This is a genomic window from Sulfuricurvum sp., assembly GCF_030691015.1.
Taxonomy (GTDB): domain Bacteria; phylum Campylobacterota; class Campylobacteria; order Campylobacterales; family Sulfurimonadaceae; genus Sulfuricurvum.
Map to the genome: position 1 here is coordinate 115,319 of NZ_JAUYFF010000010.1, position 12,382 is coordinate 127,700.

A 12,382-nucleotide genomic window follows, 5' to 3' on the forward strand; every position below is an offset into this window, starting at 1 on the left:
CTCCTACAGTGTGTTTCGCTCATACAACCTCCGTAAAAATGCATCAAGCGGATACATCATCCGATAGAGTACCGGAACGATAAAAAGGGCAAGAAGGGTTGAACTGATAAGCCCTCCGATAACGGCAATCGCCATCGGGGCATTGCTCTCATGACCTGCTCCGCCGCCGAGAGCGAGAGGGAGCATCGCAAAAATCATCGCGAAAGTCGTCATCAAAATCGGGCGAAGACGTTTCTCTCCCGCATCGAGGAGTGCTTCATTGACATTTTTTCCTTCTTTAATCGCGTTGTTCGCAAAATCGACCACCAAGACGGCATTTTTTCCCACCATCCCCATCAGCAAAATAATCCCGATCATAACAAAAATACTAAACGGGTTTCCGGTGAGATAGAGCGAGAGGATAACCCCCGTAAAACTCAGCGGCATCGCCACCATAATGATGAGAGGCTGAATCAACGACTCATAGAGTGCGGCAAGAATCAGATAGATCAAAACAACTGCCAGCAATACGGTAAAACCGAACGCTTCCATCGTCTCTTGCATCCGTTCGATATCTCCGGTGTAACGATAATGGTACCCCTCTCCTAAAATCGAGGGAAGGGCGCTGTCTATTTTGTTGACGAGGCTATCCAAAGGGGCACCGTCGAGGTTGGCCGTAACCAAAATTTTACGCTCACGGTCAAATCGGTTGATCGATGCCGCCCCTTCGGTCGTCTCGAGAGTGATAAGACCATCCAGCATAACCATTTCACCCGTCTGTGTCTGAACCTGCATCTTTTTAAGATCATCGATCACACTTCGATATTCATCTGAGGCTCGGAGGGTGATATCAAATTGGCGGCCGTTTTGTTCAAAATTGGAGATAGCGCTGTCACTCGAGTAGGTTGATCCGATCGATTTGGCGATTTGCTGAGCCGAAATACCCAAACGTTGAGCACTTTCTCGGTTGATACCGATACGCACTTCCGGTTTTCCCGGTTCGAAATCGGTATCGATATCGATCACCCCCTCGCTCTCTTGCAGGAGTTTAACCAAAGCGGCCGATTTTGTCTCAAGTGTCTCCAAATCAGCTCCCGTAAGGACGATTTGAACCGGAGCATTGCTCTCCCCCGTATCGATAGGGGGGACATCTTCGACACTGATAATCAAATGCTTATACGATTTAAATTTTTCTCGGTAAGCGTTGATAACCGACTCCAGCCCTTCTCGCTCTCCCACCGGCAAAAGCTTGGCATAGATCATCGCCTTGTGTGATTCTTGTGCCGCGTTGTAGCCGATAGAGAGGACGACCTTTTGGAACTGTTTATCCTCCTGCATCGTTTTAACGAGCGGTGCCATCTCTTTTTTCATCGCCTCCAGAGAGATCCCTACGGGAGCCTTGATCATTACCCTCATTTCCGACATATCTTCCATCGGTACAAAGGTTCCCCCTACTTTACCGGCAAGGGCAAAAGAGGAGAATAAAATCACCAAAACCGCCGCGAGGGTGATCCATTTATAGTGAAGTAATTTCGCAAGAACCGCACGATAGTAAAGATCGAGTTTTTGGAAAATCGGCTCTGTTTTCTCCCAAAATCGGCTCTCAGTTCCGCTCAAAAGACGTGCACCGAGGGTAGGGATAAACATAATCGCAACCATATAGGAGATCAATACCCCCGAAGCAACGGTCATGGCAAAGGAGTTAAAAAACTTTCCGACGATCCCCCCCATAAAAGCTACGGGGACAAAAACCGCCAAAAGCATTGAAGAGATGGCGAGGATTGAGAAAGAGATCTCTCTCACCCCCTCGAAAGAGGCCTCCAAAGGTTCCATCCCGTGTTCCATTTTTTTGGAGATATTTTCAATGACAACAATCGCATCATCAATAAAAATACCGATCGCCAAAGTCAAACCGATAAGGGTAAGGCGGTTAAGATCGTACCCCAAATAATCGATCAGTCCGAAGGTTCCGATAATGGAGGTGGGGATAGCGATTGCCGAGATAATCGTAGCAGTAAGGTTGCGGAGGAAGAAAAAGACGATCAGCACCGCCAGTATAGACCCGTAGAGAAGGTCAAATTTGACATTATCGATGTTGATAAGAATTTTCTCCGACTGATCTTCCACCAGTGTCAAGGAGTACGATTTTCCGGCAAGCGTTGCAAGGGAGGGGAGCGTCTTTTTGACCCCTTCAATCACTTCAAGATCGTTCGATCCGGCAATCTTTTGAACTTCCAGCAACACCCCCTCTTTTCCATTATAGGAGGAGTAGCTTGTCGTATCTTTGAGGCCGTCTTCCACCCGTGCGATATCGCTCAAGCGTACCCCCGGAGCAATACTAAGGCTCTTCAACTGCTCCACGCTCGTAGCATCGGAGCGTGTTTTTAGGATCAGCTCGTTATTCGCAGAAATGAGTTTACCCCCTCCTGCGCGGACATTTTCGGCACTGATACGTGATTGGAGAACATCCGAAGAGATGGCGTATTTGTTAAGGAGGAAGGGATCGGTAAAAATCCGTATTTCGCGATCCCGATAGCCGACGATATCGATTTTGGCTACCCCCGCAATACGTTGAAGGCGAGGCTTGATCTGCTCATCGGCAAAACGCATCAAAGCGATCTGATCACCCTGCTCGGTGGTGATGAACAGTTTGATAGAGGCCGCCCCCGAAGCGCTCACTTTTTGAACGGAAGGGGATTCGACCTCCGCATCAAGGTTAAGCGTTCCGATCTTATCACGGACATCATTCGCCGCCTCTTCGATATCTTTGGTAAGTTCAAACTGTACGGTGACCACGCTCAGTCCGTCATAGCTGGTGGAGATGAGTTTGTCTATCCCGTCAATTCCCGATACCGCCTCTTCGATCTTATCGGTTACTTTGGATTCAACACTCTCAGGATCGGCTCCCGGATAAGCGGTCTGAATCGTCACAATCGGAAAATCGATATTAGGGAATAGGGCAACGGGCATAGAGCGAAACGACATTATTCCGAATACAATAAGTGTCATTACGAGCATCAGCGTGGTAATAGGACGATTAATGGCAAATTTGTACATGTTTATTTTCCAATAATATAGGCTTCACCAAAAAGCCCAGGAGCAATATTCGTTGTCAAAACTTCCGCCGTCGCTTTTCGGTTTTTCGCATTGACGGAAGGATAGATTTTTGAAATAGATCCGATTTTCTCCTTACTCTGACCATCCACTCGGTAACGAACTTTAGAACCGACTTTGAGAGCGTGTAGATATTTCTCGTCAAAATTTAAAATCAGTTTTACCTCCGGCGAACTGATCAGACGAAAAAGAGAGGATGCCCCTACGACACTGTCCCCCACTTCGATGTTACGTCCGGCGATGATACCGCTAAAAGGGGCACGAAGACGTGTTTTTTCCAACAATGTCTCCTGATAGCGCAAAGAGGCTTTGGCCTCGGACGTCGCAGCAGAGGCTTTTTTGTACGCGAGGGTGTGCTGATCCATCAACTCCGCATCAATCACACTCTTCACCTGAGCGTAACGATCATACGTCAATCGAGCAAACTCCTCTTCTATTTTTGCTTTTTTGAGCTTCTCACGTGCGAGATCGATACCGGCGGCGAGATCATCATTATCGATTTCGAGCAAAACCGCCCCTTGTTTCACACGACTTCCCACATCGACATTCAGGTGTTTAACAATCCCCTGCGTCGTCAGGTTCAGATTCGCCTCTTTACGCGCAACGACATCAAACGTGGCATAAATTTCTTCCCCCATCAGCGAAGCGGTGAGTAAAAGTGCTATCCATAGTGTTTTGATCATCGTACAAACTCCTTGGGATCGAATCCCGCATAAAAATAATAGGCCGCGTAGGCATAATAGAGCATCCGTTTTGCACGGCTAAGCTGGTTGGTGGCATCGGTGAGGGTATGAAGGGCATCGAGATAGGTGACGTAATCGACGATTCGCGCCTCATACTTCTTTTTGACCGCATCAAAGGTTTTTGTCGCCGCATCATAGGTTTTTTCCGAACTATCGATCAAAATACGGGTGCGCTCAATGTAACGGCTGGCCAAGAGACGGTTATGTTCCACCTCTTTGGCAGCGTAAGCCAATTCGCTGCTTTGGGCCTGTGCTTGTACCATCAGTGCTTGTTTCGCTGTCGATGCAGCCGAAAAATCGACCAAATTCATACTGAGTGAAGCGATAAATTTATTTTGCGTATCGACCCGCATCTGGGCAATCGGATCATTTTTATAGTCGTAAAAACTGTACTGATCTTCCAGCTTGATCGTCGGAAGATTAGAGGCATCTTTTTGCTTTGCTTCATGCACTTTGGCATCACGGGTGTATTTCAGCGCATTGAGTTTGTCCAACTCTTGCATCTGCACCTCTTTTGGGGGGAGCACTTCGGAAGATTCGAGCTCGGTTATCGTTTGATTCGTAATCGTCTCCAACTCCCTTTTTTGACGTTCCGCACGATACTCTAAATCTTCAATACCGTAGCGGGCATTCGAGACTTCCGAGCGTAGACGCATAAGGGCATCTTCACTCGCAAGCCCTGCTCTTTTAAACATCTCCAAACGCTCCAGTTGCCCCTCAAGCTGCTCTGACATTGTTCGATAGGTCTTGATCTCATCTCGCGTATTTTGGAGTTCAAAATAGCGTTGTATGACATCGAGAGAAAGCTCTTTTTTGGCACCGTAGAGGGTATGTTGGGCGGCATTTTCGAGTGCTTTGTTTTGATCCAAAAGATTCTCTCTCCGAAAGCCGTCATAGACGATAAACTCTCCTCTAAATCCTGCACTGTAGGTCTGCTTCGCATCAAACCCTCCCGTATGATCGACAAAAGAGGCATTGCCGAATCCGTCGATTCGCGGGAAATAAGAGTATTTAGCCGCATCATACCCCAGTTTTGCAGCACTAGATTGGTGAGCATAACTCTCGATGCGCCCGTTTTTTTGAGCAGAATCGAGCAGGGAAGGAAGCGATGTCTGGGCGTTCAATGCACACGCCGCCATCAGAAAATAGAGTATTCGCACCGTTATTCCTTTTTGAAGGTAACTATGTACCATTTTACAAGGGGTAGTATAGAACCTAAATATTTAATAATGAATTAAGTTCATATATTTTTTTGATCCTATTGCTCTTTCCTAAGAGAGTTATATCCGTTCCAACTGCTTTGTGCGTTCATAACTTTCCAGAAAACAAGATATATAGCGACTCTAAAGTGGGTCTAATGTATAATATTTTATTAAAAATTTAAAGCAAAGCAGTCTAATTTATGCTCAAACCAATAGTAAAATTTATTGTTGTAGTAACAGCGGTTGCAAGTAGTTACCTTATGGCAAATGACTTCCCTAATAAGTGCAGTCGAGATCAAAATGTCAACGAATTTACGATCCTAAGCTATCACGAAATAGCCGATAAAAGTGAAACTCTTGATCCGACGTACGCGGTAACTCCATCAAATTTTGAGCAACAGATACAGTGGTTAATGTCTAACGGATACCATTTTATCGGTATAAATGATATCTTAGCGTATCGAAACAATGGAAAAACATTACCGAAAAAAGCCGTTTTAATGACATTCGATGACGGGTATCAATCCGTATATGCCAATGCGTATCCGATTATAAAAAAACATAAAATTCCTGTTGTCATCGCATTGGTCGGTAGTTGGCTTCAAGCCAAAGAGAAAGTCGATTTTGATGGACAAAAGATTCCCCGCGAAAAGTTTTTGAACCAGAGTGAGATTAAAGAAATGGTGAACAGCGGTCTGGTAGAGATTGCCAGCCATAGCTATTTTTTACACAAAGGGATTCAGGGGAATCCTCAGGGCAATATGCAGCCTGCCGTGATCACACGCCAATGGCTGAGCGATAAACACGCCTATGAAGATGAAAAAAATTATCAGCAGCGCATCTACAAAGACTTATCGGAAAACAACACTTTTTTAAAGCACTATACCGGACAAAAACCCCGTGTCATGGTTTGGCCGTATGGGTATTACAATAAAGAATCACGCACCATTGCAGAGCGTTTAGGGATGAGCATAGGGCTAACCCTGGATGATGGGAGTAATACACGCCTTACCCCTTTATGGGGAATGCGACGTATCTTGGTCGATAAAAGCATGACACTCAAAGTATTAGAGCACGATATAGGATCGCGCAATGCGAATTTAACCGATAACGACAGAGTGACCAAAGCGGCACATATCGATTTGGATTACATGTATGATCCTGATCCTGCTCAGCAGGAGAGAAATTTGGGTGATTTGCTCGATCGGATCAAAAAATTGGGGGTCAACACGATCTATCTGCAAGCTTTTGCCGATCCTGACGCCAACGGTGCGGCCGATTATGTCTATTTCCCCAATCGAAATATACCGATGCGTGCCGACTTGTTTAATCGGGTGGCTTGGCAAATCGCAACGCGTACACAGGTAAAGCGTATTTATGCGTGGATGCCGATGCTCGCGTGGCAATTGCCCCATAGCAATGCAGCCGCTAAAGATACGGTAGTAACATTGCAGGTTGATTCGACCCATCTCAATATGGGATACCCGAGATTATCCCCATTTTCTCCCAAAGCGCAAACGGTGATCAAAGAGATTTATGAAGACTTGGCCAAATCGCCCCGTATTGACGGAATATTGTTTCATGACGATGTCACCCTCTCCGACTATGAAGATGACAGCATCTTTGCCCGCAAGCAGTATAAAAAATGGGGATTGGCACAAAATGTTACTAAAATTCGAGCAGATAGAGAGCAGTACGAGAAATGGACGAATCTCAAAACGGATTACTTGGACCGTTTTGCGATGCAATTGGCTCAAATCATAAGAAATGAACACCCTGGCCTCAAGACAGCCCGTAATTTGTACGCGCAGGTGGCCTTAAATGAGTATGCTCAAGAGTGGTATGCTCAAGGATTGAGTGAGTCGATCAAACACTACGACTATACTGCCATTATGGCGATGCCGTATATGGAACAGGCGAGTGATACACGGCAGTTTTACGATAAGATCGTTGAACGGGTAAAGCAAGAAGAGTGCGGTCTGGATCGTACGGTGATGGAACTGCAAACCATCAATTGGAGAAAAAATGATGAACCGCTTTCATCTGAGGAGTTGAGTGATACAATATATCATTTGTATGGGCTAGGTGTTCATCATATAGCGTATTATCCGGATAGCGTATTTAAAAATATCCCTGATGCCGATACGATAAAAAAAGCTTTCGGACAAAAACCGGTCTATAAGCATACGTTAACACCCGCTAATACCATCCCGACGAGTCAAGAGTAGAGCATGATGACATTTGAACTATTTTGGCATTCACTTTGGCACTTTGTACTGGCGTATGTCTTTTATTATCCGCTATTTATGTCCACTTTATGGATTATCGGAGCAATCTTTTTTTATTACAAAAATGAAAAGCCTTATCTCAAATATATAATTCCCCCACTCAGAGGCAATGAGAGCTGGCAAGGGGTGAGCATTTTGATCCCGTGCTACAATGAAGGACAAAATGCCATTGAAACCATTACCTATGCCCTCAATGTGGACTACCCTGAATTTGAAGTCATCGCCATTAACGACGGAAGTAAAGATGATACGCTAGAAATATTGATCGCTCTGGCAAAAGATCATCCAAAGTTAAAAGTCGTTAATTTAGCCGAAAATCAAGGTAAAGCATTAGGGCTTCAAGCCGGTGCATTATTAGCCAAGTATGAGTATCTTATCTGTATCGACGGCGATGCCTTAATTGATAAATATTGTGTCCATTGGATGGTCAAACATTTTATCCGCTATCCGGAAGTTGCTGCGGTAACGGGTAATCCAAGAATTCGTAATCGAACCAGCCTGTTAGGTAAAATTCAGGTTGGCGAATTTTCATCGATAGTGGGGATGATTAAGCGAGCACAGCGTAGTTTCGGGCGGTTATTTACCGTATCAGGGGTCATCACCGGATTTAGAAAAGCAGCGGTGCATGAGGTGGGCTATTGGAGCCCGGATATGCTGACTGAAGATATTGATGTTACCTGGAAACTGCAGCGCAACGGTTGGGATGTACGCTTTGAGCCTCGGGCTTTGGTATGGATTTTGATGCCGGAAACATTGAGCGGACTTTGGAAACAGCGGTTGCGTTGGGCCATGGGCGGTGTTCAAGTAATGCTTAAAAACTTTAAAGTTTTATTTATGCACAAACAAACCCATCTTTGGGGTCTTATGACCGAGCTTATGCTCAGTACCCTTTGGGCCTATAGTATGCTTTTGGTGTTTGTTATTTGGTTCATTAGCTTATTTTTCCCTATTGGCTATTTAATGCCGCAGCAATCGCCGATACTGCCCGATCAGAGCAGTGTTATTTTAATCGGTGCATGTTTGATACAGTTTGCGGTCAGTAAATGGTTGGACGGCCATTATGACGAAGGAATGGGGAAAAACTATTATTGGATGATCTGGTATCCGTTTGCTTATTGGCTGTTGAATCTTTTTACCGCCGTAACTGCTTTGCCTAAAGTTTTATTTGGTAAAAAAGGTCGAGCCAGATGGGTTAGCCCAGACCGCGGTGTCCATCAACAAGTACCAAAGAAAAAGAGGTAATAGCTCTATGGAAACGTTAATTATCAATAAACGTCATGAACAGCCCAAGCGAAAAAGATGGCTTTGGGATGCACTAACGATTGGGCTTTGGTTAGGCTTTATCTATTTGTGGAAGCCTTTACTCATTGTATTTTATGGAATCATTACCCTCAAAGTACCTGCTGATGAAATATCAGATTGGATATATGAAAATATTCACAGTGTTACATTTGAGCATGCTGTCTATATGTTAGTCGGAACACCTATTGTTCTCTTTATATTGTCAAGACTAAACAGACACCGAGCGCCAAGTGAGCATTTGCTCTATAAATCCACCGATTACTCAAATTATTTTCACTTAGATGATGCCCAGTTGCATGAGTGTGCAAACAGTCAGTTTGTGACGGTTTACCACAATGAACTTGGTCATATTATTCGTCTTAATAATCACATTACAAAAAGCAACGAATAAAAAAGGGATTTTATGCTCCTCTCTGATCTTATCGGTACATTACAATTGGCAGTTGGCCCTGTCATCCTTATTTCGGGAATCGGTTTAATCCTTTTAAGTCTAACCAACCGTTTCGGGCGGATAGTTGATAGGACTCGTCAACTCTCGGTTGAGTACCGTAATACTTCGGAGGCAGATCAAGAGCGTATTTTACAAGAACTCGAAATACTCACAGTAAGAGCAAAAGTGATTAGAAGCAGTAATTTTTTAGCCGTACTAAGCGTTTTACTGGTTTCATTTATTATTATCGGTCTATTCGGGTCTGCACTGTATCATTTTACTATGACCTATATCCTCAGTATCTTGTTTATTTCCAGTATCATCAGCTTGATCCTTTCGCTTTTTTTGTTTATCTACGATCTCGATCTCTCATTAAAAGCCCTTTGGATCGAACTTCCAAAAGGATTAGCCAAATCTGTTTGAGATGCTACTACCTTTTAAGTATAAGTCGTATACTATCTGTAAAGAGTTATACGATTAACACATCCAAAGAAAGGGATATTATGGCAAAAGGTCAAGATTCAAAAAAAGCAGTTAAAAAAGCACCGACTAAAACGTTAAAAGAAAAACGCAACGACAAAAATTCGAAAAAAAGTTAAGCATTAGGGATAATTCAAAAACTCACCTTAACTCAGTAGTCTACAGGCAGTCATCCATAATGAAAAACAGCATTTGCGGTATAATTTCATAATTTATTCCTAGGGTCACTCATTGCCGATTTTTAAAGTCCATACACCCTATCAACCTGCCGGTGATCAGCCCGTTGCTATCGATGCTCTCGCATCAGGCATTAAAAACGGAGAGCGCTATGTATCCCTCGAAGGGGTCACGGGTAGCGGTAAAACCTACACAATGGCGAAGGTGATCGAGAGCGTTCAGCTGCCGACGATTATCATGACCCACAACAAAACATTAGCGGCACAACTCTACAGCGAATTTAGAAGTTTCTTTCCCGAAAACCATGTCGAGTATTTTATTTCTTATTACGATTACTATCAACCCGAAGCCTACATCCCCCGCCAAGATTTGTTTATCGAAAAAGATAGCTCTATCAACGATGAACTGGAACGGCTTCGCCTCTCTGCCACCGCCAATCTCCTCAGTTACGACGACGTCATCGTGGTCGCTTCCGTCTCTGCTAACTACGGGCTCGGTGACCCTGAAGAGTATGAAAAGATGGTACAGGTCATCGCCATCAGAGATGAAATCAACCAAAAAAAGCTCCTCCTTCGCCTCGTAGAGATGGGATACGCCCGAAACGACACCTATTTTGAGGGTGGGCACTTTCGGGTGAATGGGGAAGTCGTCGACATCTATCCCCCTTACTGGCAGGATCAGGCGGTACGGATCGAATTTTTCGGGGATGAAGTGGAACGTCTGACATTTTTTGAACCCCTGAGTAACACAATGACCGAAAAGCAAGAAACGGTCACGATCTACGCTACCAGCCAGTTTGCCGTGGGGCAGGAGAAACTCTCCCGCGCGATCAAGCGGATCGAGGATGAACTCGGAGAACGGCTGAACGAGCTCGATAAACAAGGGAAAATCGTCGAAGCACAGCGCCTCAAACAGCGTTGTGAATTTGACCTCGAAATGCTTCAGGCAACAGGGATGTGTAAAGGGGTCGAAAATTACTCCCGTCATCTCACCGATAAACTTCCCGGTGAAGCCCCTTATACATTGCTCGATTATTTCACCCTCCATCACGATAAATTTTTGATTATCGTCGATGAGAGTCATGTGAGTCTTCCACAGTTTCGGGGGATGTTTGCGGGGGATAGAAGCCGTAAAGAGGTCCTTGTCGATTACGGATTTCGCCTCCCGAGTGCCCTTGATAACCGCCCCCTTATGATCGATGAGTTTATGAACAAAGCGCCTCACTATATGTTCGTCTCCGCAACACCATCGGCGCAAGAACTCGATATCAGTACCACGATCGCCCACCAAATCATCCGCCCTACAGGATTGCTTGACCCGATTATCACGATCAAACCAAGCACCAATCAAGTCGAAGACTTACACGATGAGATTAAAAAAACTGTCGCCCTTGGGGATCGTGTCCTCGTGACGGTACTCACCAAGAAAATGGCGGAAGCCCTCACAAAATACCTCGCCGATTTGGGGATAAAGGTGCAGTATATGCACTCCGAAATCGATGCCATCGAACGTAATCAGATTATCCGTGGTCTACGGGTCGGGGATTTTGATGTTTTGATCGGGATCAATCTCCTGCGTGAGGGGCTTGACCTTCCCGAAGTGAGTCTCGTAGCGATTTTAGATGCCGACAAAGAGGGATTTCTACGCTCTGAAACCGCTCTCGTTCAAACCATCGGACGTGCGGCACGGAATGAACACGGACGGGTTATTTTGTACGCGCAAAAGATTACCGGATCGATGGAACGCGCCATTGCCAAAACGACGGCAAGACGAGAAACCCAAGAGGCGTATAACACCGAACACGGCATTACCCCCACCACCACCAAACGCTCGCTTGATGAGAATCTCAAACTCGAAGATGTTGGCGATTTATACAACCGTTCTAAAAAAGCGAAAACGCTCCCTGCCGCTGAGCGGAAAAAACTGATCGAGGAGCTGAATCTCAAAATGAGAGAGGCCGCCAAAAAACTCGAATTCGAAGAAGCCGCCCGTTTACGCGATGAAATAGCCAAAATAAGGAAGTTATAACGTTATGGATGACATGCTCACTAATTTATCAACCTATGGATATATTGTTTTATTTCTCTACTCATTGGGTGGGGGATTTGTTGCCCTTTTGGGTGCGGGAGTTCTCAGTTTTATGGGGAAAATGGATATATCACTCTCCATTACCATCGCTATGATTGCCAATTTCATCGGGGATTCGTTGATGTTTTATATGTCTCGATACCATAAGCGTGAAATGATGGAGTACTTTAAAAAGCACCGTCGAAAACTCGCCTTTTCCCACCTCCTGCTCAAACGAAACGGGTCATGGATCATCGTCGTTAAAAAGTTCATCTATGGCCTTAAAACACTCGTCCCTTTAGCCATCGGATTAACCAAGTACGATTTTTGGAAATTCAGTGCCTATAATGCCATCGGCGCGGTTATATGGGCAGTCGTCGTCGGGGGGGGAAGTTATCTTTTCGGAGGAGCGCTTATCAAAGGGTACGACATGATAGCCGACAAGCCCTATCTCGCTCCCGTTATGCTCCTTGTTATCGGAGGAACCGTATGGCTTTACCTCTCATCAGCAACCAAAAAGAAATAAAAATCGTATGCGATTTTGAGCCTACTGCTGAAGTAAACTTAGCGTTAGCGTAGCCAAAGGGATTTTATTCCTTT

The 12,382-nt window shown here is 45.0% G+C and carries 9 protein-coding genes; 6 read left to right on the forward strand and 3 right to left on the reverse strand.

Going from position 1 to position 12,382, the window contains the following annotated elements:
• Window positions 1-3 precede the first annotated feature (3 nt).
• Genes Q8O20_RS07955 through Q8O20_RS07965 form a run of 3 tightly spaced genes read right to left on the reverse strand, consistent with a single transcriptional unit; the run spans window position 4 to window position 4,996 of the window.
• Window positions 4-3,036 carry an efflux RND transporter permease subunit gene (locus Q8O20_RS07955; protein ID WP_305530735.1) on the reverse strand — a complete coding sequence of 1,011 codons (3,033 nt, stop codon included), beginning with the start codon at window positions 3,034-3,036 and terminating at the stop codon, window positions 4-6.
• 2 nt (window positions 3,037-3,038) lie between these two features.
• The gene (locus Q8O20_RS07960) at window positions 3,039-3,776 is read right to left on the reverse strand and encodes an efflux RND transporter periplasmic adaptor subunit (protein WP_305530736.1); all 738 of its coding nucleotides are present in this window, start codon (window positions 3,774-3,776) and stop codon (window positions 3,039-3,041) included.
• Window positions 3,773-4,996 (reverse strand): TolC family protein, encoded by a 1,224-nt coding sequence (locus Q8O20_RS07965; protein WP_305530737.1) that lies wholly within the window; start codon window positions 4,994-4,996, stop codon window positions 3,773-3,775. Before Q8O20_RS07965 ends, Q8O20_RS07960 begins: the two co-directional genes overlap by 4 nt.
• A 302-nt stretch (window positions 4,997-5,298) precedes the next feature.
• Here Q8O20_RS07965 and pgaB point away from each other — a divergent pair, with 302 nt between their 5' ends.
• The 6 genes from pgaB (at window position 5,299) to Q8O20_RS07995 (ending at window position 12,308) form a co-directional block, all read left to right on the forward strand.
• A complete protein-coding gene (gene pgaB / locus Q8O20_RS07970) occupies window positions 5,299-7,266 on the forward strand; it encodes a poly-beta-1,6-N-acetyl-D-glucosamine N-deacetylase PgaB (RefSeq protein ID WP_305530738.1) in 1,968 nt (655 codons plus the stop codon).
• A 6-nt stretch (window positions 7,267-7,272) separates the two neighbouring features.
• Window positions 7,273-8,568 carry a poly-beta-1,6-N-acetyl-D-glucosamine synthase gene (pgaC, locus tag Q8O20_RS07975; protein WP_305530739.1) on the forward strand — a complete coding sequence of 432 codons (1,296 nt, stop codon included), beginning with the start codon at window positions 7,273-7,275 and terminating at the stop codon, window positions 8,566-8,568.
• 7 nt (window positions 8,569-8,575) lie between these two features.
• Window positions 8,576-9,019, forward strand: a complete 444-nt coding sequence (gene pgaD / locus Q8O20_RS07980; RefSeq protein ID WP_305530740.1) for a poly-beta-1,6-N-acetyl-D-glucosamine biosynthesis protein PgaD — start codon at window positions 8,576-8,578, stop codon at window positions 9,017-9,019.
• 12 nt (window positions 9,020-9,031) lie between these two features.
• Window positions 9,032-9,481 carry a DUF2721 domain-containing protein gene (locus Q8O20_RS07985; protein WP_305530741.1) on the forward strand — a complete coding sequence of 150 codons (450 nt, stop codon included), beginning with the start codon at window positions 9,032-9,034 and terminating at the stop codon, window positions 9,479-9,481.
• Window positions 9,482-9,769: 288 nt separating this feature from the next.
• A complete protein-coding gene (uvrB, locus tag Q8O20_RS07990) occupies window positions 9,770-11,743 on the forward strand; it encodes an excinuclease ABC subunit UvrB (RefSeq protein ID WP_305530742.1) in 1,974 nt (657 codons plus the stop codon).
• A gap of 4 nt (window positions 11,744-11,747) precedes the next feature.
• Complete coding sequence (locus Q8O20_RS07995; RefSeq protein WP_305530743.1) at window positions 11,748-12,308, forward strand: DedA family protein; 561 nt, start codon at window positions 11,748-11,750, stop codon at window positions 12,306-12,308.
• Window positions 12,309-12,382: the final 74 nt, after the last annotated feature.

Bases quoted from the DNA above. Each gene is read 5' to 3' on its own strand.
- Q8O20_RS07955 (WP_305530735.1), bottom strand. From the start codon at position 3,036: ATGTACAAATTTGCCATTAATCGTCCTATTACCACGCTGATGCTCGTA.
- Q8O20_RS07960 (WP_305530736.1), bottom strand. From the start codon at position 3,776: ATGATCAAAACACTATGGATAGCACTTTTACTCACCGCTTCGCTGATG.
- pgaB (WP_305530738.1), top strand. From the start codon at position 5,299: ATGGCAAATGACTTCCCTAATAAGTGCAGTCGAGATCAAAATGTCAAC.
- pgaC (WP_305530739.1), top strand. From the start codon at position 7,273: ATGACATTTGAACTATTTTGGCATTCACTTTGGCACTTTGTACTGGCG.
- pgaD (WP_305530740.1), top strand. From the start codon at position 8,576: ATGGAAACGTTAATTATCAATAAACGTCATGAACAGCCCAAGCGAAAA.
- Q8O20_RS07985 (WP_305530741.1), top strand. From the start codon at position 9,032: ATGCTCCTCTCTGATCTTATCGGTACATTACAATTGGCAGTTGGCCCT.
- Q8O20_RS07995 (WP_305530743.1), top strand. From the start codon at position 11,748: ATGGATGACATGCTCACTAATTTATCAACCTATGGATATATTGTTTTA.